Source organism: Streptomyces sp. NPDC023541 (assembly GCF_055559995.1).
Map to the genome: position 1 here is coordinate 182,882 of NZ_JBVHJO010000001.1, position 23,630 is coordinate 206,511.

At 72.3% G+C, this 23,630-nt stretch carries 21 protein-coding genes; 10 read left to right on the forward strand and 11 right to left on the reverse strand.

Features of this window, described 5'->3' with window-relative positions; translation table 11 throughout:
• Genes ACZ3X1_RS00915 through ACZ3X1_RS00925 form a run of 3 tightly spaced genes read left to right on the forward strand, consistent with a single transcriptional unit; the run spans position 1 to position 3,309 of the window.
• Positions 1-1,050: a carbohydrate ABC transporter permease gene (locus ACZ3X1_RS00915; RefSeq protein ID WP_356813668.1), complete on the forward strand. Its 1,050-nt coding sequence runs from the start codon at positions 1-3 to the stop codon at positions 1,048-1,050.
• The gene (locus ACZ3X1_RS00920; protein ID WP_356813669.1) at positions 1,040-1,933 is read left to right on the forward strand and encodes a carbohydrate ABC transporter permease; all 894 of its coding nucleotides are present in this window, start codon (positions 1,040-1,042) and stop codon (positions 1,931-1,933) included. Before ACZ3X1_RS00915 ends, ACZ3X1_RS00920 begins: the two co-directional genes overlap by 11 nt.
• Complete coding sequence (locus ACZ3X1_RS00925; RefSeq protein WP_356813670.1) at positions 1,930-3,309, forward strand: GH1 family beta-glucosidase; 1,380 nt, start codon at positions 1,930-1,932, stop codon at positions 3,307-3,309. The genes ACZ3X1_RS00920 and ACZ3X1_RS00925 overlap by 4 nt, the downstream gene beginning before the upstream one ends.
• A 69-nt stretch (positions 3,310-3,378) precedes the next feature.
• Here the strand turns inward: ACZ3X1_RS00925 and ACZ3X1_RS00930 are convergent, their stop codons facing one another.
• From ACZ3X1_RS00930 to ACZ3X1_RS00940, 3 genes are all read right to left on the reverse strand, one after another.
• On the reverse strand, positions 3,379-5,532 hold the full coding sequence (locus ACZ3X1_RS00930; RefSeq protein ID WP_467275390.1) for a discoidin domain-containing protein: 2,154 nt from the start codon (positions 5,530-5,532) through the stop codon (positions 3,379-3,381).
• Between the two features lie 457 nt (positions 5,533-5,989).
• A complete protein-coding gene (locus ACZ3X1_RS00935; RefSeq protein ID WP_467275392.1) occupies positions 5,990-7,069 on the reverse strand; it encodes a DUF7847 domain-containing protein in 1,080 nt (359 codons plus the stop codon).
• Positions 7,070-7,289: 220 nt separating this feature from the next.
• Positions 7,290-7,841 (reverse strand): GNAT family N-acetyltransferase, encoded by a 552-nt coding sequence (locus ACZ3X1_RS00940; RefSeq protein WP_467275394.1) that lies wholly within the window; start codon positions 7,839-7,841, stop codon positions 7,290-7,292.
• A gap of 161 nt (positions 7,842-8,002) precedes the next feature.
• Here ACZ3X1_RS00940 and ACZ3X1_RS00945 point away from each other — a divergent pair, with 161 nt between their 5' ends.
• Both ACZ3X1_RS00945 and ACZ3X1_RS00950 read left to right on the forward strand, forming a co-directional pair.
• On the forward strand, positions 8,003-8,227 hold the full coding sequence (locus tag ACZ3X1_RS00945; RefSeq protein WP_467275396.1) for a hypothetical protein: 225 nt from the start codon (positions 8,003-8,005) through the stop codon (positions 8,225-8,227).
• Positions 8,221-8,409, forward strand: coding sequence for a hypothetical protein (locus tag ACZ3X1_RS00950; protein WP_467275398.1), 189 nt, complete (start codon positions 8,221-8,223; stop codon positions 8,407-8,409). The genes ACZ3X1_RS00945 and ACZ3X1_RS00950 overlap by 7 nt, the downstream gene beginning before the upstream one ends.
• A gap of 83 nt (positions 8,410-8,492) precedes the next feature.
• Here ACZ3X1_RS00950 and ACZ3X1_RS00955 read toward each other — a convergent pair whose 3' ends face one another.
• From ACZ3X1_RS00955 to ACZ3X1_RS00965, 3 genes are all read right to left on the reverse strand, one after another.
• A complete protein-coding gene (locus tag ACZ3X1_RS00955; RefSeq protein WP_467275400.1) occupies positions 8,493-9,188 on the reverse strand; it encodes a DUF4360 domain-containing protein in 696 nt (231 codons plus the stop codon).
• A gap of 49 nt (positions 9,189-9,237) precedes the next feature.
• Complete coding sequence (locus ACZ3X1_RS00960) at positions 9,238-9,882, reverse strand: DUF4360 domain-containing protein (RefSeq protein WP_356813677.1); 645 nt, start codon at positions 9,880-9,882, stop codon at positions 9,238-9,240.
• Between the two features lie 570 nt (positions 9,883-10,452).
• Entirely contained in the window at positions 10,453-11,145 is a 693-nt protein-coding gene (locus ACZ3X1_RS00965) for a DUF6882 domain-containing protein (protein WP_390074421.1), read from the reverse strand.
• 101 nt (positions 11,146-11,246) lie between these two features.
• On the opposite strand from ACZ3X1_RS00965, the gene ACZ3X1_RS00970 reads away from it, so the two are divergent.
• Positions 11,247-11,381: a hypothetical protein gene (locus tag ACZ3X1_RS00970; RefSeq protein ID WP_467275403.1), complete on the forward strand. Its 135-nt coding sequence runs from the start codon at positions 11,247-11,249 to the stop codon at positions 11,379-11,381.
• Positions 11,382-11,598: 217 nt separating this feature from the next.
• Here the strand turns inward: ACZ3X1_RS00970 and ACZ3X1_RS00975 are convergent, their stop codons facing one another.
• The gene (locus ACZ3X1_RS00975) at positions 11,599-12,432 is read right to left on the reverse strand and encodes a hypothetical protein (RefSeq protein WP_467275405.1); all 834 of its coding nucleotides are present in this window, start codon (positions 12,430-12,432) and stop codon (positions 11,599-11,601) included.
• Positions 12,433-12,585: 153 nt separating this feature from the next.
• Here ACZ3X1_RS00975 and ACZ3X1_RS00980 point away from each other — a divergent pair, with 153 nt between their 5' ends.
• Together ACZ3X1_RS00980 and ACZ3X1_RS00985 are read left to right on the forward strand one after the other, a co-directional pair.
• Entirely contained in the window at positions 12,586-13,110 is a 525-nt protein-coding gene (locus tag ACZ3X1_RS00980) for a flavoprotein (protein ID WP_467275407.1), read from the forward strand.
• A gap of 105 nt (positions 13,111-13,215) precedes the next feature.
• Positions 13,216-14,583 carry a pyridoxal phosphate-dependent decarboxylase family protein gene (locus tag ACZ3X1_RS00985; protein WP_467275409.1) on the forward strand — a complete coding sequence of 456 codons (1,368 nt, stop codon included), beginning with the start codon at positions 13,216-13,218 and terminating at the stop codon, positions 14,581-14,583.
• A 38-nt stretch (positions 14,584-14,621) separates the two neighbouring features.
• On the opposite strand, the gene ACZ3X1_RS00990 is transcribed toward ACZ3X1_RS00985, so the two are convergent.
• Positions 14,622-14,975 carry a hypothetical protein gene (locus tag ACZ3X1_RS00990; RefSeq protein ID WP_356813684.1) on the reverse strand — a complete coding sequence of 118 codons (354 nt, stop codon included), beginning with the start codon at positions 14,973-14,975 and terminating at the stop codon, positions 14,622-14,624.
• A gap of 312 nt (positions 14,976-15,287) precedes the next feature.
• Here ACZ3X1_RS00990 and ACZ3X1_RS00995 point away from each other — a divergent pair, with 312 nt between their 5' ends.
• Positions 15,288-17,372 carry a SpoIIE family protein phosphatase gene (locus ACZ3X1_RS00995; RefSeq protein ID WP_390074416.1) on the forward strand — a complete coding sequence of 695 codons (2,085 nt, stop codon included), beginning with the start codon at positions 15,288-15,290 and terminating at the stop codon, positions 17,370-17,372.
• Positions 17,373-17,409: 37 nt separating this feature from the next.
• On the opposite strand, the gene ACZ3X1_RS01000 is transcribed toward ACZ3X1_RS00995, so the two are convergent.
• The gene (locus ACZ3X1_RS01000) at positions 17,410-18,408 is read right to left on the reverse strand and encodes an RNA ligase family protein (RefSeq protein ID WP_467275412.1); all 999 of its coding nucleotides are present in this window, start codon (positions 18,406-18,408) and stop codon (positions 17,410-17,412) included.
• 130 nt (positions 18,409-18,538) lie between these two features.
• Here ACZ3X1_RS01000 and ACZ3X1_RS01005 point away from each other — a divergent pair, with 130 nt between their 5' ends.
• Entirely contained in the window at positions 18,539-18,841 is a 303-nt protein-coding gene (locus tag ACZ3X1_RS01005) for an antibiotic biosynthesis monooxygenase family protein (protein WP_467275414.1), read from the forward strand.
• A gap of 37 nt (positions 18,842-18,878) precedes the next feature.
• Here ACZ3X1_RS01005 and ACZ3X1_RS01010 read toward each other — a convergent pair whose 3' ends face one another.
• Positions 18,879-21,515 carry a SpoIIE family protein phosphatase gene (locus tag ACZ3X1_RS01010; RefSeq protein WP_467276263.1) on the reverse strand — a complete coding sequence of 879 codons (2,637 nt, stop codon included), beginning with the start codon at positions 21,513-21,515 and terminating at the stop codon, positions 18,879-18,881.
• Positions 21,516-21,698: 183 nt separating this feature from the next.
• On the reverse strand, positions 21,699-23,522 hold the full coding sequence (locus tag ACZ3X1_RS01015; protein WP_467275416.1) for a VanW family protein: 1,824 nt from the start codon (positions 23,520-23,522) through the stop codon (positions 21,699-21,701).
• Positions 23,523-23,630: the final 108 nt, after the last annotated feature.

The window sequence follows — 23,630 nt, forward strand, 5'->3', positions numbered from 1 at the left end:
ATGACTTCCGCCCCCAGTACGGTCCCACCCGGGACCGGCTCCCACACCACCGCCGCGGCCGGGACCACCGCGCGCGGGACCGGAGGCGTCATCGCGCGCGTCCGCCGGTCCGGCGGCGGCCCCCGCCGCCCCGGGCGGGCCCGCCGCGGCGCCCTGCCCTACCTGCTCCTGCTGCCCGCCCTGCTCCTCGAACTGCTCGTCCACCTCGTCCCGATGGCGATGGGGATCCTGATGAGCTTCCGCAAGCTCACCCAGTTCTTCATCCGGGACTGGTCCCGGGCCCCGTGGACGGGCTTCGACAACTACGAGCTCGCCGTCGACGTCAACCGGCCCGTCGGCAAGGCACTCCTCGACTCCTTCCTCACCACCTGCCTGTTCACCTTCCTGTCCGTCGCCCTGTGCTGGCTGCTGGGGACCGCGGCCGCCGTCTTCACCCAGCACTCCTTCCGCGGCCGCGGTCTGCTGCGCGCGCTGTTCTTCGTCCCGTACGCCCTGCCCGCCTACGCGGCGGTCATCACCTGGGCGTTCATGTTCCAGCGGGACAACGGCCTGGTGAACCACGTCATCCACGACCAGCTGGGCCTCGGCGGCGCCGAGCACACCTTCTGGCTGATCGGCGACAACAGCTTCTGGGCCATGCTGACCGTCTCCGTCTGGAAGAGCTGGCCCTTCGCCTTCCTCATCGTGACGGCCGCCCTGCAGAACATCCCCCGGGACCTGTACGAGGCCGCGGCGCTCGACGGCGCCGGCGTGTGGCAGCAGATCCGGCGCATCACCCTGCCCTCGCTCGGCGCCGTCAACCAGGTCCTGGTCCTCGTCCTGTTCCTGTGGACCTTCAACGACTTCAACACCCCCTTCCTGCTCTTCGGCAGATCGGCCCCCGAGGCCGCCGACCTCGTCTCCATCCACATCTACCAATCGAGCTTCGTCACCTGGAACTTCGGCACCGGTTCGGCCATGTCCGTCCTGCTGCTGCTCTTCCTGCTCCTCGTCACCGCCGCGTACCTCCTCCTGACCGGTCGCGGCCGGAAGGACGCCGATGCCCGCTAGTACGCACTCCTCCAGGGGCGGCGGCCGCCGCACCCGCGGCCCGCTCGATCCGCCGGCCTCGTTCCGGGCGCTGCGGGCCGTATTCCTCACCCTGCTCGCCGCCTTCACACTGCTGCCCGTCTTCGTGATGGTCACCAGCTCCCTCAAACCGCTCCAGGACGTCACCGGACGGTTCCGGTGGATCCCGAGTGGGCTCACGCTGCGCCCCTACACCGACATCTGGCACACCGTCCCGCTCGCCAAGTACCTGGTGAACTCGCTGATCGTGGCGGGCACCGCCACCGTGGCGTCCGTCGTCATCGCCGTCTTCGCGGCCTACGCCGTGAGCCGCCACCGCTTCCGCGGCAAGCGCCTGTTCACCCTGACGGTGCTCTCCACCCAGATGTTCCCCGGGATCCTCTTCCTCCTCCCCCTCTTCCTGATCTTCGTGAACATCGGCAACGCCACCGGAATCGCCCTCTACGGATCCCGCGGCGCGCTGATCCTCACCTACCTCACCTTCTCCCTCCCCTTCTCCATCTGGATGCTGATCGGCTACTTCGACTCGGTGCCGCGCGACCTCGACGAGGCGGCCACCGTCGACGGCTGCGGGCCCCTCGGCGCCCTCTTCCGCGTGGTGGTGCCCGCAGCGGTGCCCGGCATCGTCGCCGTCGCCGTCTACGCCTTCATGACGGCCTGGGGCGAGGTCCTCTTCGCCTCCGTCATGACCAACGACACCACCCGCACGCTGGCGGTCGGCCTCCAGGGCTACTCCACGCAGAACGACGTCTACTGGAACCAGATCATGGCCGCCTCGCTCGTCGTCAGCATCCCCGTCGTCGCCGGATTCCTTCTGCTCCAGAAGTACTTGGTGGCCGGACTCACGGCAGGAGCCGTCAAATGACCCTCTCCGAAAGCCTCCCCGACACCGGCGTGGACGCCGTCGACGTCGGTGCGCTGCCCCGCGACTTCCTCTGGGGCACCGCCACCTCCGCCTACCAGATCGAGGGAGCCGTCGCCGAGGACGGCCGGGGCCCGTCCATCTGGGACACCTTCTCCCGTGTCCCCGGCGCCGTCGACGGCGGCCACACCGGTGACACCGCCTGCGACCACTACCACCGCTGGCCCGAGGACATCGCCCTGATGCGGGAGCTGGGCACCAACGCCTACCGGCTCTCCGTCGCCTGGCCGCGCGTCGTCCCCGGCGGCGACGGCCCGGCCAACCCCAGGGGCCTGGACTTCTACGACCGCCTCGTCGACGGGCTCCTCGCCGCCGGCATCCAGCCCTCCGTCACCCTCTACCACTGGGACCTGCCGCAGGCCCTCCAGGACCGCGGGGGCTGGCCCGTACGGGAGACCGCCGAGCACTTCGCCTCGTACGCGGGGCTCGTGGCCGCGCGCCTCGGTGACCGCGTCACCCAGTGGGCCACCCTCAACGAGCCGCTGTGCTCCGCCTGGATCGGCCATCTGGAGGGCCGGATGGCCCCCGGGCTGACCGACCTGACCGCCGCCGTCCGGGCCTCCTACCACCTCCTCCTGGGGCACGGGCTCGCCGCCCGCGCCGTGCGCGCTGCCGCGCCCGGCGCCCGGATCGGCATCGTGAACAACCTCTCCACCGTCGCGCCCGCGACCCCCCGCGAGGCCGACCTGGCCGCCGCCCGCCGTATGGACGGCCACGTCAACCGCTGGTGGCTGGACCCGGTCCACGGCCGCGGCTTCCCCGCCGACATGCGCGACGTGTACCGGGTCGACCTCCCCGAGCGCGCCGGGGACCTCACCGCCATCGCCGCTCCGCTGGACTGGATCGGCCTCAACTACTACTTCCCGCAGGTCGTCACCGCCGATCCGGACGGTCCGGCCCCGTACGCCCGGCAGGTCGCGCGCCCCGGCGTCCACCGCACCGGCATGGACTGGGAGGTCGACGCCGGCGGTCTCGAGACCCTGATCATGCGGCTGCACCTGGAGTACGGCGCCGGGCCCGTCCACATCACCGAGAACGGCTCGGCCTACCCCGACACCGTCGCCCCGGACGGCACCGTGCACGATCCGGAACGGACCGCCTACCTGGCGGCCCATCTCGCCGCCTGTGCCCGGGCGGCCCGCAGGGGGGCGCCGGTGGCGGGCTACTACGCCTGGTCTCTGCTGGACAACTTCGAGTGGGCCTACGGCTACGACAAGCGCTTCGGCCTGGTCCACGTCGACTACGCCACCCAGCGGCGCACGGTCAAGTCGAGCGGCCGCCACTACGCCGGGATCATCGCCGCCCATCGGACCGGGTGACAGCGGCTGCGGGCAGTGCGCTGCGGGGCGGCTCCGGCCGCCCCGCAGCGCCGTCAGGGGGTCAGGGGGTCAGGGGAAGGAGACGATCGTGGAGGGGACGGTGGAGGTGCCCGACGTAGGGGCTCCCGTGCCGTTGATCACGTGCTCGTACTGGCCGTTGCCGCCGAGCGAGACCACCAGCAGGTCGTGGAACCTCACGCCCGGCTTGACCGGCGCCTGGAAGCCGTGCTCCTGACGGATCGTCGGGTCGACGTTGTAGTAGCAGTAGCTGCCCAGTCCCCAGCCCTCGTGGACGTTGACGGAGTCGGCCACCTGGTAGGCGGCGTAGCCCTTGACGGAGCCGTTCTGGATCGCCGCCTGGTTGGGGGCGTCGTAGGCCTTCTCGTTCTGGAAGAAGATCGTCCGGCCGCGTTCGCCGTTCCACTGCACGTCGTACTTGTTGAAGTGCTCCACGAACAGCCCGGTGGCCAGTACGTCGTCGCCATTGACGCGGAAGCCGTAGTCGGAGCGGTTGGTCTCCCAGCCGACTCCGTCGCCGTGGTCGGCCCGCCAGATCCAGGTGTGGTCGACGATCGTGTCGTGGTTGTTGACGACCATGCCGAGGGTGGCCCTGCCAGGTCCGGCGCCGCCGACGCGGATGAACACGTCCTGCACGGTGGTCGGGTCGGCGGCGTGGTCGGTGGTGGTGCCGGCGGGGCCGACCTCCAGCAGTGAGGGCGAGTTGACAGGTCCGGCGTCGATCAGGAATCCGGCCAGGCGCACCCCGTCGACGTCGCCGACCTTCATGGCGGTCACCCCGTTGTCCGGGACGATGGTGGCGAGGCCGAGACCCAGGACCACGGTGCCGGGCCGGTTGACCTGGATGGTCCGGTCGACGTGGTAGACGCCCGGGGTGAAGAGCAGGTGCAGGCCCTGCGCCAGCGCCTGGTTGATCGTCGCGGCACTCGCGCCCGGCTTGACCACGTAGAACTGGCTGAGCGGGACGGAGCTGCCCTGCGGGGCGGTCCCGTTGCCCCATGAGGTGCCGCGCGCGTTGACCCGCTTGGCGGGCACGAACACCTTGTAGTCGTCGCCGTCGAGGTACAGGAAGGGCTTCTCGCGGGAGACCGGAGTGGTGTCCAGGGTGGTGTACGGCGGGTTCGGGAAGCCCTGCGCGGGTGCGCCCTGGGTGCCGGAGAAGACCTGGTTCCAGACGCCGTTGGACCAGCCGCCGATCGAGCTGTCGCGGGTGTACCACTGCTGCTGCGAGTAGTTGCCCACCTGACCGTCGATCTTGGAGTCGGCGATGTATCCGCCTGAGGCCCAGCCGTAGCCGTTGGGGGCGAGGTTGAGGCCTCCTCTGACGTGCATCCGGCGGAACGGCGCGGCCTGGGAGACGGCCCAGCGGTCGGTGCCGTTGACCGGGTTGAGGGCGAGGTTCTCGGCGGAGCGCCAGAAGTTCTGGGTGGCGTTGCCGTTGAACCAGCCGGCGTCGACGGTCACGTCACCGTTGATGGTGGTGTCGTCCGGGCTCAGGCCGAGGCCGGAGACGGCCGTGTAGAAGCCGATCTGGGCGTTGAGGCCGTTGTAGGTTCCGGGCTTGAACAGGAACTGGTAGCGGCCGGAACCGAACTGCGCGGACTCCTGCTGTTGGAAGACCTGGTCGAGCCGGGCCTGGATGCCCGGGGTGGAGGGGTCGAAGACGATCACGTTCGGACCGAGGTCGCCGCCGCCCGGGAGGGTGGGGCCGGTGTCGGTGGTCCCGTAGACCTGGAACTCCCAGAGCGAGTAGCCCCAGGCGGTGGCGCGCTGGGTCCCGTACACCCGCACGTGGCGGGCGGTGCCGGTGATGTCGAGGGTCTGCACCCCTCCGGTGCCGGCGGCGGTGGAGTGGGCCGTGGTCCAGTTCGATCCGTCCGTGGACAGTTCGATCCGGTACGCGCGGGCGTGGGCGGTCTCCCAGTGCAGCACCACCTGGCTCAGCTGGGCAGCGGCGCCGAGGTCGACCTGTATCCACTGCGGGTCGGCGAACCGGCTCGACCAGCGGGTGCCGTTGTCACCGTCGACGGCGGCAGAGGCGGGGGTGCCGGCGCCTTCGATGCTGGAGGCGGTGGCCGGCTTCCCCTGCGAGAGCAGAACGGGCGCCGCCTGGGCGGTCGTACTGCCGGGCAGCAGCACGAGGAGGGCGGCCACCAGCGCGGTGGCGAGGGCCGCGGCGAGGGACGGCCTGGGGCGTGGAGGCATGTGGGGGTGCTCCTGACGTCGTGGATCCGGGGGATCGAAGCGTGAGTGAACTGCCCAGCGGGGAGGCCGTCAAGGGCTTGAGCGTTCACGAATCGAAGGCCGGATGGGACGTCATCTGCGTGCCAAGGCTGTGAACTCGGAGTTTCTTCAATCCTTGTGAAAAGTGTTGACGAAAAATCTCCCCGTCGCTGTACTGGCGAAGCCGATCGATCAGCCGACCGCTCCCGTCACCCCGATGGGTCGGATGGCTTCCGTGGGCACTTCAGGAAATGACCCTGCGGGGAGGAGGTGGCGCATGATGCGTTCGATGTCTGACACCGAGACGGGTGCGGTGCCGCCCAAGGTCTAGGGCGGCACCGCGGTCGCCGGCGGAAGTCATGTCGCCGGCCGGGAACGTGCGTCGGGGGGCGACGGCCCTGTCGGTCGGGCGGTCATCCTCCGTGCTGAGCGGGCACTGTCATGGCTGGTCGGGTGCCGGAGCCGCCGCCGGGGGCGGGGCCGGGGCGTCGGTCGGAATCGCCGCTGCGATCAGGGACTCCGCGAGGTTCTCCTTGCGGATCCGCAGGTCGACGTAGAGCAGGGCCAGGACCAGCGGCGGGAAGCCGAACTGGAAGATCCCGCCGGCCAGGCCGCCGATCACGGTGCAGATCACGTACACGCCGAGTCCGACGATCGCCACGCTCGGGTCCGCGCTACCGTCGCCCGCCTCCAGCATGCTCGGCAGGAACGCCGCCATCCCGATGAAGCTGAACGGCATCTGGATGGCGTAGCCCACGGCCATCGCCACGAAATAGCCCAGCATGGAGATGCCGAACACGCGCCACCAGCCGTCCTTGACCAACTGGGCGGAGCGCCGCAGCGCCGCGACGGTCCCGAGTCCCTCGCACACGGCGACGGCGGGCGCGAGGCCGAGGCGCGTCGCGAGCCACACCGAGAGGGGCAGGCAGACCAGGACGCCCGGGATCAGCACGAACAGTGCGGCCGGCGGCCCGGATCCGTCGGCGGACATGATGACCAGCGGCACGCAGACCGCATAGACGAGCAGCATCGGGCCACCCGCGATCAGCCCGGCGAGCAGCACGGTGCCGAGCACCGCCGGCAGCCGGGACCAGCAGCGGCGCCACATCGCGCCGAACGTCGTGGTGCGGCCGACGACGGCCTCCTGGACCACGGCCGGGCCCAGCGCGCTGATCATCGCCGCGCCGACCGTCAACGTGACCATGAGGAGCACCGCGGCCGGTACGAAGGCCAGGAGCAGGGCCATCACGTCGTCGGGGGCGGCGGTTTCCCCCGGCCCGAGGTCGAAGACGGCGGAGAACCGGTCGTGCACGACCGCGACGGCGATGCCGATCGCGAGGGTCACGAGCAGGATTCCGATGCCCTGTACGGCGAGGACGATGCCGACCAAGGCCTTCCAGTTTCGGCGGAAGGCCGAGAAGGCGCCGCCGAGTATGTCGCCCACGCTGAGCGGCTGGAGGGGTATGACGCCCGGTTTCGGCGCCGACGGCGGCACCCAGCCGCCTCCCCACTGTGGCATGGGCTGTCCCGGGTGTTGCGCCCACCCCGTGTTGTGCGACATCTCTGTTTCCCCCTCGAATGAAGGGATACGGTAACCCGCCCCGGGCCGCGGCCGTACAGAGCCCCCGTCCCGGTGTCGCCGTCTCCCGCGCAGGTCAGCCGCCTTGGACCGCCGACCGTGGCGAAGGGGCGGCTCCTGTCGGGGCGGCCGCGTGCGCGGATGCGCCGTCCTGCGCCGGTCACCTCCCGGCGGGGTGGCGGCTCTCTGCCCGGAGCCGGTACACCACGCTCGGGCGCAGCGGTCCGTCGGGCACGGTGAGGTCGTCGAAGTCGTCGGCCGGGTCACGGGTCATCCCGATGCGGCGCATCACCGCCTGGGAACGGAGGTTGCCGGCCGTGGTCACCGCGAGGAGCTCGGGCAGTGCGAGGGTGTCGAATCCGAAGGCCACGGCGGCGAGGGCGGCCTCGGTGGCGAAGCCGTGTCCCCAGGCCGAGCGGGCCAGCCGCCAGCCTGCCTCCACCCCCGTGAAGGGCATGTCCTCGTCCACCGGGTCCAGTCCCGTGAAGCCGATGAACTCGCCGGTGTCCCGCACCTCGACGGCCCACCAGCCCCAGCCCCGCTGCTCGATGGCGGCCTGGAAGCGGGCCGCGGACGCCTCGCTCTGCTCGCGGGTGAGTACTCCGTCGAAGTGTTCGCGGACGTCGGGGTCGGCGTTCATCGCCGCCCAGGGTCGCAGGTCGGAGTCCCGCCACTCGCGCAGGACCAGGCGTTCGGTTCGCAGTTCGGACATGGCGCCAACCTAACCGATCACCGGTGCCGCGCACGCGCGTGGTGGACGGGGGAACCTCGGCGTCCCGTTCGCACTCCCACGGGGCGTGACCGGGAGGGGGCCCCCATGAAGGCAGGTACCGGCAGCGCGGGCCCAGGGCGCCCGAAGCAGGTGGAGGCGGCGTGGGCACTCACCCTGGCGGCCGTCGCGGCGGAGGTCTGGTCTGGGTGTTGGGGGTGTTCGTGGTAGCGCCCACCGGCCTGGAGGAGCTGACCGGGTTCGCCGGGCGGAGCGCCGCCACCACCCAACTCGCCCGGTCGGCGGGTGTGCCGGCCGTGCTCCTGGGCTCGTGGCTGGTCGTGGCGGCCCGGATGCGGGCCGGGCGGGGTGGGCCCGGGCGGTGCTGACGGTCGTGGGTGCGGTGTTCCTGGCCTTGCGGGTCGGCGGGCTCGGCATGGACGGGATCGACCCCGCCTGGTGGGCCGTCGTCAACGCCCTGCCCGATGTGCCGGCCGCGGCCGCCGTCGTCCCCATGTACCCGCCCGAGGCACGCGCCCACTTCCCGTCGGGGACGCGGCGCACCGCCTGAGCGGGCCACGCGCACGGCGGTACGGGCCGCGGAGCCCGTACCGCCGTTGTGTCTCACTCGGCGGTCCGCTCAGGATGCCGGCCCTACGGACCGACCTGGCTCGGACGGGGCCGGGGAGCCGGGCAGGCCTGCCAGGCGAGGTGGTAGAGCGTGCTCACGCTCGCGTCGGTGGAGTCCATCGTCATGAAGCTGGTGGCCGTCTGGGGGTTGGACGTGCCCGCGTTGACGCGCAGTTCGGTATTGATGTTGAAATTGCGTTTCTCACCGCACGGCGCCCAGACGAGATCCGCGTACTCCGTCCTGTCGGTCGCCTGCCAGTTGTCATTGAGCGGGCCGTTGAACTGATGGGTGCGCTGGGTGGTCTGCGGCATTCCCTGGAAGTAGTAGTTCGCCTTCTCCTGACCCCAGGCGCCCGGCTGGAGGAATGCGAATCCGCGGTAGTCCGCCTGGACAATGGCGTAGGTGAATCCCGAGGGAACGTGGACCCGCAGATTGAGCTGGCAGTTCTTGCGGAATCCGGTCGGCGGCGCGCCGGGCCCGACCTGGGCCAGGTAGTCACTGTAGGTGACGGTGAAGGCAGTGTTGTCGGGGGCGACGGCCACTTCCGCGGTGCCCTCCCGACAGCCGGACCCGTTCACCGTGGCGAGTTCGATCACGATCTTGTCGGGCGGTGCGGTGATCTGCGGGGTGGGACCGGCGGCTCCGGCCGGGGTCGCCGTGGCGATCAGTGCCGCGGCCGCGGCGCCGGTGAACAGGGTGCGGGGCAAGGAATGGGACATCGTTGTCACTCCTGACCGTGATGTGCTGGTTCCGAGGGCTCACGCCGTGTCAGACCGCAGGACATTCCTTCCACGCGAAGTGGTAGACCGTGCTGACGCTGCCGTCCGTGGAGTCCATGCTCATGAAGCTCAGGGCCTGCGGGCTCGATGTTCCGGCGTACACGCGCAGTTCGCTGTTGACGTTGAGGTTGCGCTCCTCGCCGCACGGCGCCCAGACCAGGTCGGCGTACTCCGTCTGGTCGCTCGCCTGCCAGTTGTCGGAATAGGGGCCGTTGAACTGGTGGGTTCTGCGGGTCGTCTGAGCCATGCCCTGAAAGTAGTAGTTGGCGCGCTCCTGGCCGTAGGCCCCGCGCTGGAGGTGGGCGAAGCCGCGGTAGTCCGCCCGGGCGATGGCGTACGTGAAGCCCTGCGGCACGTGGATCTGGAGGGCGAGCTGGCAGTTCTTGCGGAAATCGGTCCCGCCGGAGCCGGCGCCGGTCTGGGCAAGGTAGTCGCTGTACGTGACCGTGAAGGAGGTGTTGTCGGAGGCGGCGGCGACGCTCGCCGTTCCCTGCGGACATCCCGAACCGTTCACGCCGACGACGTCGACCGTGATTCTCCCGGGTGGATACGTGACGTCGTGGGCCTGTGCCGGCATCGCCAGGGTGGACAACGCCACCACCGCCGCGCCGACCGTCAGCCTGCGGAGCAACATCCTTGTTTCTCCATTCATCGGGGGCCGCCGATCCGATTTCGGCATGCACATGCCACCACGGGGGCCGGTGCGGCGACAGGACGGGATATGGACAACCGCCCCGACACGCTGCGCGCACCCGTCCAGTGGCCGAATTCCGCTACGACGGCGCGTATCCGGCCGCGACGGCCGGAGGCCTCCCACCCGACCGGCGGTGATGCCCATGATGGACCGGAATGGCCCGGTTCGGTGGGGCGGGCGAGGTCGACTCCCTCCCCAGCAGGCGCAGCCGACCCTGGCGTTCCATGCCCGCCGGGCCGGGCCGCGGTACGTCGCGACGCAGGTGGGGCGGCGGGCCGCCGGAGCGGCCGGGACTGACGGCCCGAGAGGCACGCTGCGCAACTTGGCCGGAGCGACCGGCCCGGGTGCCCCGCCGCGGCGGGCGGCGGGGCGGGCAGGCCGGTCGGCGCGGTCCGGAAACCGGGCACGGAGGCCCGGCGGCGTCCTGGGGAGGGTCCGCGAGGGGGGCCGCCCGAGGGCGGCTGCGGCGGGGTGGGGTGCGTACAGGACCCGGCGTCTGCGGTCCGTCGGTCAGACCGCGGTAAGGCGTACGGCGGCGATGCGGCCCGCGTCGTCGAACTCGATCTCCGCCGCGCTGCCGCCGGGAAGGTCGGTCCGGATCAGGCGCCCGTCCTCCCGGGACGGCAGGCCGTGGTGCTCCAGATAGCCGGTGACCACCCGCCGGGCAGAACGGCCGATCAGGCCGGCTCCGGTGACGAGTTGGCGCGGCAGCGACACCGCGTCCAGGCCGGCCCGCGGGACCTGCGGATCGTCCGGCAGAAAGTAGACCTGGCTGTCCGGCCCCGCCGGAAGGCCCAGGTACCCGGGCGCCTCGGCCACACCCATGCCCGCGAAGGCCAGCGTCTCCGCGGCCCGGCGGGGGTCCTCGAAGCCGGACAGGTCCAGGACCTCCTCGGTGAACTCGGCGATCCCGTGGGCCCGTCCATAGCGCTCGATCGCGCCGGTCAGGGCGACGGCCTCGCTGCCGCGGAGCCCCGGGTTGGCCCAGCCCCACATCCAGGACCGCTCGCGGAAGTCGTACGTGCCGAGCACGGCGACCCGGAGTTGCAGATCGCCCTGCCGGTACAGACACGCCTCCAGGTCCGCGGTCCAGGGTCCCGCCGGCATGAACGCGGTCAGGGCCTCCAGTTGTGCGGCCCCCCACGCCGCATGCCGTTCGGCTTCCAGCAGGAAGGCGTCGCTGAACTCAGTCTTCATGATCATGCGTAGGACCCTACGGGGTGTCCCGTCTATCAGGCGGGATCAGGAGCGGGGTCTGGCGCCATGGGGCCTCCCCGGGCCCGCAGGGCCGAGGGGAAGGACACGTGTGGGCCGAGCAGGCGCAGGAGCACGTGTTCATCTCCGTGCACTTCGAGGAGTACCCGGTCGCGTCCTTCCTCCATGCCATCGGTCCGCCCGAGCGGCCCTCCTGCCGGGCTGGTGCGGGTACCCCCTGCTGACCTCCGCTCAGGTCCGGCAGCACCTGGGGGCCGTGGGGCGCGCGCTGTCCTTCAGCCGGTCGAACGCGCCGCGGCGGACTCCCAGGACTGGCTCTCCTGCACCCGACGCGAGGAGCGGGGTCCTCGACGGCCCGATGCGCCTGTGGCGGCACGCCTCTCGGAACGGGATCGGCCTGTGCGGACTGGCCGTACACCCCTGAACTGAGGCGCGGTCCGGTCAGCTGCGCCGGGCCTTCCGGGCCGCCGTGCGGGCCCTTTTCGCCTCCCGCACGGCCTCTCGGTGGCTGCGTTCGGCGGCCTCCGCGGCGGCCGCGAGTCGCTCGCGCTCCGCTCGGGCGCGGTCCAGCCGCTCCTCCAGCTGTGCGATCTGCTCGTCGAGCGCGCCGAGGCCGGTGCGGGCCCGTTCCCGCTCCGTCTCCGCCAGCGCCAGGGCCTCCTCGGCCAGCTCGGCCTCCCGGCTCGTCCGCTCCGCCTCCTGCATGTCGGCCTTCGGGTTCGGTTCCGGCTGCCGCTGCGGCCCGGTCTCGGGCTCGGGTTGCTGCGGTCGCGGCGCCGTACCCGGTGCGGGTGCCACCTCGGCGAAGCCGACGGCCGGGGACGGCGTCTTGTCCAGTACTCCGCGCGCCCAGGTGTCGGCCGCCTCGGGGTCGGCGAGGACGCTGCGCAGGATCTGCTCGACCTCCCGCTGTACCCCGGCGGAAAGGTCCTGCCCCGCTTCGCCGGCCAGGCGACGGGCCTCGCCGGCCATCGCCGCGATGACCACGTGCTGCTGGTGGGACAGCTTGCGCAAGTCCTGGCCCGACAGGGTCCGGTGCGCCTCACGCAGATCCCGGCCCAGTTCCAGCAGGTGCTGGGCCTGGTCTGCGTCGGCACGGGCGAGCCGGTTCGCGGCCCACACCGCGAGCGTGGGCTTGCGCAGGGCGGCGATGCGTTTCGCTTCTGCCCGCTGCCCCGCCTTGCGCGCGGTGGCCGCGTGAGCGTCCCGGACGGCCGTGAACTCCTCCGGCCTGAGCCCGTACAGCTCGGCTGCCACCGCGTCGACATCGACCACAGCTCCACTGTCCCCCACCGGCGGTTGCGCTGCGACAGGGGCGCCGAACTCCGCCCAGGGCCCCCCGGAGGAGTTCGCTCCGTGCGGTGTCCATGGACTCGATCTTGCTCCCTCAACCACACTTGAGGTCAAGCGATATGATCATATTGCCGCATGACCACGAAGACCCTCTATCTGCTCTGCTCCGCCGCGCCACCCGTGTTCGACGTCGCCCACGTCATCGAAGACGCCCAGGCCCGCGGCTGGAACGTCTGCCTCGGGCTCACCCCCACCGCCGCACACTGGCTCGCGGAGAGCCTCGACGGACTGGCCGCACTCACCGGCCACCCGGTCCTCTGGCAGTACCAGCTGCCCGGCGAACCGGACCAGTGGCCGACCCCCGACGCGCTCCTCTACGCTCCCGCCACCTTCAACACCGTCAACGCCTGGGCCCTGGGCCTCACCGACCGGCTCGCCATCGGCCTCGCCGCCGAAGCCCTCGGCAACGGCACCCCCGTCACCGCCATTTCGTGCACCAACAGCGCCCTCGCCGCGCACCCCCAGTACGAGACCTCCCTCACCACGCTGCGGAACGCAGGGGTCCAGCTCCTCCAGCACGACACCACCGCCGCCGACGCCACCCCCTTCCCCTGGGGCGCCGCCCTGGGCGGCCTCGACCACACCGCCGTCCAGCACTGACCGGCGCCGACCGACCGCCCGGATCCGAACGGACCGCCACCGAGGGAGAACGTACGTACGAGCCGCGGCTTGCGGGGCGGCGGCTCCTGTCCCATAGTCCGAAGTATGGACGCGCGCGAGGCCGCGCTCCGGCGGGCGCACGAGCATGCCGTCCGGTGGCTGGCGAGCCTGTCCGAGCGGCCGGTTCCCGCACGCGCTTCGGTCGACGAGATCGTGCGCGCGCTCGGGACCGAACTGCCCGATGCCCCCGGCATTCCGGCCGATGTCGTCGACCTGCTGGCAACGGCCTGCGAGCCGGGACTGACCGCGTTCCCGAGCGGCCGGTTCTACGGGTTCGTGGTCGGTGGTACGGAGCCTGCCGCGCTCGCCGCGGACTGGCTGGTCAGCGCCTGGGACCAGAACTCCGTGATGCGGGCCGCCTCGCCCGCGTACGCGGCGGTGGAAGAGGTCGCCGGCGCGTGGCTGCTCGATCTGCTGGGTCTGCCGCAGGACTGCGGCGTCGGCTTCACCACCGGTGCCACGATGGCGAACTTCACCTGCCTCGCCGCCGCGCGCGACGAGGTGTTGAGGCGCTCCGGCTGGAGCGCCGCCCGTGACGGCCTCGTCGGAGGTCCGCCCGTACGGGCCGTCGCCGGCGCGGACCGGCACATGGCCGTGGACCTGGCGCTGCGCTACCTGGGGCTCGGCGCCCCCGCCCTGGTGGAGGCCGACGACCAGGGGCGCATGGATCCGGAGGCCCTGCGGCGCGTCCTGGTCCAGGGCGGGCCCGGTCCCGCCATCGTGATCCTCCAGGCCGGAGACATCCACTCCGGCGCATTCGACCCCTTCGCCGAGACCGTACGCGCCGCCCGCGAAGCGGACGCGTGGGTGCACGTGGACGGGGCCTTCGGGCTGTGGGCGGCCGCCTCTCCGCGGTACGCGCACCTGACCGACGGCTGCGCGTACGCCGATTCGTGGGCGACGGACGCGCACAAGACCCTGAACGTCCCCTACGACTGTGGTCTCGCCGTCGTGCGCGACCCGTCCGCGCTCCGGGCCGCGATGGGTCTGCGCGGCGACTACCTCATCCAGCACGAACACGGGGACCCGGTCGACACGGTCCCCGAGCTCTCCCGTCGCGGAAGGGCGTTCACGGTGTGGGCGGCGCTCAGGTCGCTCGGCCGCTCGGGGGTCGCCGAACTCGTCGACCGACTGTGCCGGCACGCCTGTGCGTTCGCCGACGGCATCGCCGCCATCGACGGCGCCCGGGTGCTCAACGAAGTGGTGTTCACGCAGGTGTGCGCCGATTTCGGCGGCGACGAGCGCACCGAGCGGGTACTCACACGGTTGCTCGACGACGGTACGACGTGGATCAGCGGATCCACCTGGCACGGCCGGCGCGTCATGCGCATCTCGGTGAGCAACTGGTCGACGAACGACGACGACGTGACGCGAGCGCTGGACTCCGTCCGCCGCGCCGCCGCCGGCCCCTGACCGGTCGGCAGCGCCTGGCCGGCAGCGACTGGCAGGCCTCAGTGGACCACGCTGAAGCTCCGCCAGGGGCGGGTCCTGGGGGCCGTCACGTCCGAGAGGGTCGTCGCCACGTAGATCCCGTCGTCGGGCTCGTCGGTCTGCCTGCAGTCGAAGTTCTGGTAGAGGATGACGTCGACGAGGGTGTGGTTCGCGACGTGCGTGGCCCCGTCCGGGATGGCGATCCGGTGGCAACCGGTGACGAGGGTGTTGTTGTAGTTGATCTCGACCGGCGAGTCATGGCCCCGGAAGCTGAGCTGGCCGACCGTGGTCCGACCCAGACCCGAGCAAGCGGTGGCGCTGAGCAGCAGCGCTGCGGCCCCCGCGATGATGCCGATACGTCGCCTGTGGGACATGGTGCGGTCCTCGTCTGTGCGGTGGTGGCGGTCCTTGCCCACAGCGTGGCCCGGCCTGGCACGGGTGGCTTGCTGTGCTCGGCCGACCGGATGAACCCGACCGGTACGGGCCGGCCGCCGCACACGGGCGACCCGCGCACCCGAGTGCGGCGGCCGGGGGGCGCCGCCCGTCGCCCGGAGCGAGGATGAAGGTGATGAAGGGGAACAGACGCAGCCGCGGACCGCACTCGGCGAGCGGCCGCCGGGAGCTGCGCCGCGATCCGGGCCGGCCGTGCGGCCGGGCCGGGTCCGCCCGGAAGGAGCGGGTGCGGGATGCATGAGGAGATGCCGCTGGAGGACCTGATCAGCAGCGCCGCACAGGACGCCGGAGGATGGCTGGGCGCCCTGCCGGTGGCGCTCGTGGCCACGAGCGGCGACGGGATGATCGTGCGGTGGAACCACGGCGCGCAGGAGCTGCTGGGCTATGACCCGCCGCAGGTGCTCGGACGGCACATCGCCGACCTCCTCCACCCCGGCGCCGACCGCAGTCTGGGCCGTTCCCTGTGGGAGACGGCCGCCACCGGCCGCGGGGTGATGGGTACGGTCACCGCCTGGCACCGCAACGGCCATCCGCTCGAACTGGAGATCTGGGCCTGCCCCGTTCCAGATCGGCGGCACGGCGCCTCGGCCGTGCTGGTGTTCGCCGCGGACGCGCACGCGGCACGCCGGATCCGGGGGGCGTCGGCGGTGTGGGACGGCCTGTTCGCCCGCTCGCCCGTCGGGATCGCCGTCCTCGACACGCAGTTGCGGTTCCTGCAGGTCAATCCGGCTCTGGAGGCGATGAACGGTCTGACGGAGTCGGCCCATGTGGGCCGGCGTCTGGCCGAGGTGCTGCCGGAGGTGAACGCGGGCGAGATGGAGGAGGCCATGCGCCAGGTGCTGGAGACCGGTGAACCGGTCCTCAACCGCCTGCGCAGTGGCAGGACCCCCGCCGACCCCGACCACGACCACGTGTGGGCGTGCTCGTACGTACGGGCCGAGGACCCCGGCGGCCAGCCGATCGGCGTGATCGCCTCCCTGCTGGACATCACCACGCAGCAGCGCGACCACACCGAGGCCGAGGCGGGGCGGCGCCGGCTCGCCCTGCTCACGGAGGCCAGCTCCCGCATCGGCGCCAGCCTCGACCTCGAACGCACCGCGCAGGAGCTGGCCGACCTGGCCGTCCCGCACCTGGCGAGTGCCGTCACCGTCGACGTCCTGGACTCTCTCGCCTGCGGCAACGAACCGGGAATGGGGCTGACCGGCGGCGTGGCGCTGCGCCGTCTGGGCAAGGCCCCGCTGGTTGGCACCACGGTCACACAGATCCTCGCGCCGCTGGGCAGGACCCTCACCTTCCCCGCGACCGCCCCCTACACCCAGGCCCTCGCGGCCCGCCAGCCCTTCCTGGTCGCCCACCTCGACGCCATGGTGGTCGCCTCGGCCGCCCGGCACACCCCGAGGCCCGCGCAGCTCGTCGAGGCGGGCGTGCACTCGCTCATGATGGTCCCGCTCATCGCGCGGGGTCTCGTCCTCGGTGTGGCCTCCTTCTTCCGCACCCGGCCCTTCGAACCGTTCGGCTCCGACGACGTCACCCTCGCCGGCGAGCTCGCCGCGCGGGCCGCCATCAGCATCGACAACGCCCGCCTCTACCACCACGAGCACGAGACCGCGGTCGTCCTGCAGCGCAGCATGCTGCCGCAGCACATCACCCCGCCGCCGGGCATCGAGATCGCCCACCGGTACCTGCCGGCCAGCGACGTCAACGAGGTGGGCGGGGACTGGTACGACGTCGTCCCCCTGACCGGTGGCAGGGCCGGCCTGCTCATGGGCGACGTGATGGGGCACGGCATCGCCGCCGCCGCGGTGATGGGGCGCCTCTCCGCGACCGTCCGCGCCCTCGCACGGCTCGACATGCCGCCGGCCGCACTGCTGCACCAGCTGGAGGCGACCCTCGCGGACCTCGCGGAGCCGATGCTCGCCACGTTCCTGTACGTGGTGTGCGACCCGGCGACCGGCCACTGCACGGTCACGCGCGCCGGTCACCCGCCGCCCGCCGTGGCCGAGCCCGACGGGACCGTCTACCTGGTGAAGACCCCGCCCGGCGCGCCGCTGGGTGTCGGCGGGGTCTCCTTCACCACCACCGACATCACCCTCCCCGGAGGCAGCCTGCTCGTCCTGTACACCGACGGGCTGATCGAGGCCCGCAACCGTGACATCGACGAGCGCCTGGGCGAGCTGACCGGCCTCCTCACAGAACCCCTCCAGCCCCTCGACCACCTGTGCGACTCTCTGATCGCCCACCTCGTCCCGGCGTCCGCCGACGACGACATCGCCCTGCTGACGGCCCGCATCGGCAGGAACCACCGGACCGGCCGGTGAGGCCCGGGCCGGCCGCGCCTGCCGGCGGGCCGCGGCGTCAGGACCGGCGGTCGGAGGCGTCGAAGCGGGCCAGGGCCAGGGCGCCCGCGTGGAGGGAGTCCTCCAGGGCCCGCTGCATGGCCCCGTCCAGGCCGCCCAGCTCTTGGGCGGCCTCCTCGGCGGCGTCCCGGGCGATCTCGGCGGCCACGTCCGCCGGCGGAGTACGGGGCCCCAGCTTGCTGACCGCCGACGCGGCGCGGGCCGGGGTGAGCAGGCCGGTGCCGTGGGCGAGCAGCCAGCCGGGGACGCCCGCGGCGCCTTCGGCCGGCGCCTGGTAGGGGCGCGCGCCGTCGAACCGCTCGTCCTCGGCGAAGGCGGGCTGCTTGGCCTTGGCCATGGGCCGGACGGGCCCCCGGGACTCCCCCGCGGGTTTGACGACGAATCCCTCCGCGAGGTTCTCGGGCAGCGCCGGCAGACCGAGCAGGCCGGGCAGCCTGGTCGGGAAGAGCGCCGGCAGCTCCTGGAGCCGTGCGAGCGGCCCCTCGGCCAGCAGCGGCACGCAGAGCAGGCCCGCCGACTCCGCCGCCGCACGCAGGGTGCGGTCGGCGACCCAGCACGGCCCGTCCTCGTCGGTCACGGTCGCGTCGAAGGGCAGCCAGATCAGGTCGGGGGCGTACCAGACGCCGGTCTGTACGGGCCCCGCGCCCGGCACGGCCGGTACGTCGGGGTGGGGGTAGCGGCCGCCGGCCAGTTCGCCGTACACGGTCACGACCGCCGACGGCTCGGCGCCGGCGGCCGCCCGCAGGGCTCGCGCGCAACGGGCCGCGGCGACCGCCAGCGCGGGCCAGATCCGGCCGACGCCGAAGAAGTCGTCCAGTCCGCCGTCGGCCAGCAGCTCGCGCCGCTTGGCGGGGTGGACGCCCGCCGCGTCGCACACGACGGCGAAGTTGGCGCCGTGGATCTTCTCGTGGGCCACCCACGTCCGGCCGCGGGCCTCCCCCAGCCGGGTGTTCGCGGGGATCTTGGGATAGGGGGACCAGTCGGGTTCACGGTGCACCGGGCGATGGTAGCGATCACGGCCCGTGCGGAGCAGGTCTTTTCCGGGAGGGGGACGGCACACCGGGCCCCGCCCGACCGGCAAGATGACCACGGCAGTACGACCGACCCGCGACGAGGGGGAACCTCGCATGTTCGCTGTGATCTACCGGTGGCGGCTCCGTCCGGGCATGGAGCACCGGTTCACCGAGGGCTGGCACCGGGTGACGGCGGCCATCCACGCCCGGTGCGGGAGCTACGGCTCACGGCTCCACCGGGCGGACGACGGCACCTGGGTGGCCTATGCCCGCTGGCCCGACGAGGCGGCGCGGGAGCGGTGCTCGGTGCCCGACGCGGAGGGAGTGGCCATGATGGCGGTGGCCGTCGAGGAGCGCTTCCCGGAGACCCGTCTGCAGATCGTCGACGACCTGCTCGCCGAGCCCGGCACCCCCTGAGGGTGCGCCGTCAGAGGGGTCAGAGGCGTCAGGGCGGTCAGAGGGGGTCGACGTCCAGGAAGGCCGAGAGGACGGCCTCGCCGCCGCCGGGGGTACCCGGCAGGGCCAGTTCCGCCCAGATGACCTTGCCGTCGGGCGTGTAGCGGGTACCCCAGTGCTCGCTGAGCTGCGCCACCAGGAACAGTCCGCGTCCTCCCTCGTCGGTGGTGGCGGCGTACCGCAGGTGGGGGGCGGTGCTGCTGCCGTCCCACACCTCACAGGTCAGGTTGTGGTCGCGCAGGAGCCGTACCCGCACCGGCTCGCTTCCGTGCCGCAGCGCATTGGTGATCAGCTCGCTGAGGATCAGTTCCGCGGCGAAGCCGAGTTCCGTCAGGTCCCATTCGTCGAGCTTCTTGGCGGCGACGCTGCGCATGGCGCCGACCGCACTCGGCTCGAAGGGCACGTCCCATTGGGAGACCCGGTCCGGGCCGAGGGTCCGGGTCCGCGCGATGAGCAGGGCCACGTCGTCGGTCGGCCGGGCGGGGAGCATCATGTCGAGCACGGCCCGGCAGCTGTCGTGGGGGTCGCGGTCGGGGTGGCTCAGCGCCGCCCGGAGCAGTTCCAGCCCCTCGCCGATGTCCCGGGTGCGTTCCTCCACCAGCCCGTCGGTGTAGAGGACCAGCTGGCTGCCTTCGGCCAGCTCCAGTTCCGCGGTCTCGAACGGCATGCCGCCCAGGCCCAGCGGCGGTCCGGCGGGCAGCTCGACGATCTCCGTGGTGCCGTCGGGGGCGACGACGAGCGGAGGAAGGTGCCCGGCCCGGGCCATCGTGCAGCGCTGGGACACCGGGTCGTAGACGGCGTACAGGCAGGTGGCGCCCAGGACGCCGCCGCCGTCCGCGTCGTCGGCGTCCCCGTTGTGGTCGTGGTCGATGCGCTGTACGAGGTCGTCCAGGCGGGCGAGGATCTCGTCGGGCGGCAGGTCGAGGGAGGTGAAGTTGTGGACCGCGGTGCGCAGCCGGCCCATGGTGGCGGCGGCGTGCAGGCCGTGTCCGACGACGTCGCCGACGACCAGGGCGACGCGGCTGCCGGGGAGCGGGATCACGTCGAACCAGTCGCCGCCGACTCCCGACTGGGCGGGCAGGTAGAAGTGCGCGACATCCATGGCGCTCTGTTCGGGCAGGGCGCGCGGCAGCAGGCTGCGCTGGAGGGTGACGGCGAGGGCGTGCTCGCGGGTGTAGCGGCGGGCGTTGTCCATGCTGACCGCCGCGCGGGCGACGAGTTCCTCGGCGAGGGACAGCTCGTCCTCGTCGAAGGGCTCCTGTTTCTGCGACCGCCAGAAGTTGACCACGCCGAGGACGACGCCCCGGGCCATGAGGGGGGCCGCGATGAGCGAGTGGATGCCGTAGTCGACGATGGCGCGGGCGCGCGGCGGGTCCTGGGCCTGCCAGCCCGGCGCCTTGGACAGGTCGGGTACGAGTTCCGCCCGGCCGGTGCCGTAGCCGCGGGCCTGCGGGGTGGACGGCAGGAAGTCGATCAGTCGGCCGACGGGGTAGAGGGGGTGGTCGGAGCGGATGCCGCTGATCGCCGTGCGCCGCATGTCGGCGCCCGGGGCGGGCTCGTCGCCGTCGATGACCTGGTCGGCGAGGTCGACGGTGACGAAGTCGGCGAAGCGGGGGACGGCGACGGCGGCGAGTTCCTCGGCGGTACGGACCACGTCGAGGGTGGTGCCGACGTCGCCGCCGGCGTCGTACAGCAGCTTGAGACGCCTGCGGGCGGTCTCGGCCCGCGTGGTGAGGATCTGCATCTCGGTGGAGTCGCGGATGGTGACCGCCGCGCCCTCGGGCCGGCCGCGGGGGTGGGTGGGCCGCTGGTTGACGACGAGCAGGCGGTCGCCGGAGCCGATCACCTCGTCGGTGGCCTCGCGGCCGGAGAGCAGCAGGTCGGCCATCCGGCGCTCCAGGCCGGGCACGTCGCCGATGTGGCGGCCCTCCGCGTCGTCGGGCAGGCCGAGCAGGCGTTTGGCCTCGTCGTTGGCCAACAGTAGCTGTCCGTCACCGTCGGTGATCAGGACGCCCTCGCGGACCGCGTGGAGCACCGCGTCGTGGTGCTCGTACATGCGGGTCATCTCCTGCGTGCCGAGCCCGTGGGTCTGGCGGCGCAGGCGTCTGCTGATCAGCCAGGTGCCGACCGTCGCCAGGGCCAGGCCCGTGGCGATGGCCAGGAGGATGACGGGGAGCTGGCGGTCGAGGGCGCCGGTGACGTTCTCGACGGTGAGGCCCGCCGAGACGAGGGCCACGACCTTGCCGTCGGGGTCCTTGACCGGGACGACCGCCTGGATCTCCTTGCCGAGCGGGCCCTGGACGCTCTCGGTGAGGACGTTCCCGGCGAGGGAGGGTTTGATCGTGCCGACGAACCGTTTCCCGATGCGGTCCGGCTGGGGGTGGGTGTAGCGGATGCCGTCGGTGTCCATCACCACGATGAAGTCGACGCCGGCGGCCTTGCGCGTCTCCTCGGCGAGGGGCTGCAGGACCGCGGAGGGGTCGGAGGTCTTCAGCGCGGACCGGAGGCCCAGGGAGTGGGCGAAGGTCTCGGCTACCGACACCGACCGGTTGCGTGCCTCGCGGTCGATGTCGTGCCGCGACTGGAGGACGAGGGCCAGGAGCGCTCCGGCGGCGAGCAACACCACGATCGCCACCTGGAGGACGAATACCTGGCCGGCGACGCTCCTGAAGCGGTTGCCTAGAGGTGACCGCACCGACGTGCCCGGCACGGGTGGCGAGGAATGGTCACGAACCCAGTTGTAGCACTTCCGGGCCTCCATGGCTCCCGGCATGCACAATCCGCGCTGGGAGTGTCACCCCTTGTCCCGAGCCGTCGCTCAGGACGAGCGGGGTGCGCCCGCGGCGCTGAAGTGGCCGGCCGCGGCGGCGGACGGGGCGGGCGCGGCCTGCGCCGTCGGGGCCGGGGGCTGCGGCCCGCCGGGGGTTTCCGGGGTGCAGACGACCTCGTCGCGCGGGGTGTAGTGCGTCTTGAACTCTTCCCTGCGGACTTCCTTGCCGCCTTGGACGAAGACGCGGCCGACGGTCACGTCGAAGCCTTCCAGGGGGGTCTGGGCCTCGCAGGCCGGGCCGGTCCCGGTGCGCTTCGCAGGCTGCGTGATGTTGCTGCGCGGCCCCTTGGTCGCGCGTATCTCGTCGTACTTCCTGATGCCCAGGAGGGTGATGGTCAGCGAGGTGTCGGTGGACTCGGCCTGTATGTAGACGGGGTGGCCGGAGTCGTTGATCCAGCGCAGGTCCAGGGTGCCCCAGGCGACGGTGGCCTCGCGGCCCTCGGGGTAGCGCTCGATGTAGAAGGAGTGGGCGCCGTGCTCGACGGGCTTGAGGCCCGCGAAGAACACGGCGTTGTACATGGTCGTGGCGACCGCGGAGACGCCGCCGCCGGGCGACTTCACGTACTGGCCGTCATTGATCATGATGCCGTCGACGAAACCGTTCTCCTTGGTGCGCTCACCGACCGTGCGGTTGAAGCTCCACTCTTTGCCCGGCTGGACGACGGAGCCGTTGATGAGCTCCACGGCGCGGCCGATGTTGGTGCTGCGGTAGGGGGCGGCGGGGAATTCGACGGTGAAGGAGGAGATCTTCTCCTTGATGCCGAGCCGGGCCGCCTCGCTCGTGAGTTCCGGCTGGACGGCCACGGTGGCGACCTCGCCGCTGCGGGCGGCGCCCGTACGGGTCAGGAGCGGAAGCACGGCCTTGCCGAGCGCGTCCTCGGTGACCTTGCGTCCCGCACGGCTCTGCTGGGCCAGGACCACGGTGCCGTCCGGGCCGACGTGGGGTGCGGCGTCCAGGGGCGGACGGCTGGCCTCCTCGATCGGGCGGGCCACGGCGGGCTCGGCGAGCAGGCCCTTGGAGTCGAGGGCGGGCACGAGACGGCCCTGGGCGTCGGGCCGCATCTTCAGGTGCTCGCCGAGCACGGCGGGCGTGATGGACATGCTCTTGCCGGCGACGGTGAGCGCGATGGGACCCGACATGGCGGGCTGCGCGAACTGCTTCAGGGCCCGCCCGGTCTCCTCGGCGCCGACGGCCGGCTCGGTGCGCTCGACCGGCAGCACGACCGGGGAGGTGCCGGTGCCCAGATAGGAGTCGCGGACGGTGGCGAGGGCCCGGTCCGCGACGAGGGTGACGCCGGGGAGGGGAGTGACGGCCTTCACCGCGCCCTTCTCGAAGGCGATGGCTCCGTCGCGGGGCGCGCGGGCGGTGGTCTCGGCGATGCGGTCGAGCGCGGCCCGGCCCTTCTCCTCGTCCGCGCGGATCACGGGTTCGACGTCGCGCCGGCCGGAGGCGAAGAGGCCGCCGATGACGGTGACGGGGTCGTAGCCCTTGCGTACGGCGCGGTCGGCGGTCGCCTCGGTGTCGAGGGACAGCCCGAGCGCGGCGGGATCGGCCTTCTCGACGTGGTCGCCGATCTTCAGGGCGACGGGCGCCGCGGCGGTGGGGCCGAGCTCCCGGTCCAGCGCCCGGCGGGCCTGCGCCGCGGTCATTCCGCCGATGTCCACGCCGTGTACGCGCGTGCCCCGGTCGACGTCGCCGCCGGCCACCAGGCCGGTGACGTAGAGGCCGCCCAGCCCGAGGACGACGGCTCCGCCCGCCACCATCGGCAGGGCCGTCCGCCGGTTGCCCGTCAAGCCGCGCACGCGTCCCATGTCACTCCCAGTGGCGCCGACCGTCCCCGGACGGCGCGGGCCGCGGCTCGCGCGGCTCATAGACGACAGTTACCGGCAATCATGATTCCCCCAAAAGGGGCAATTGAG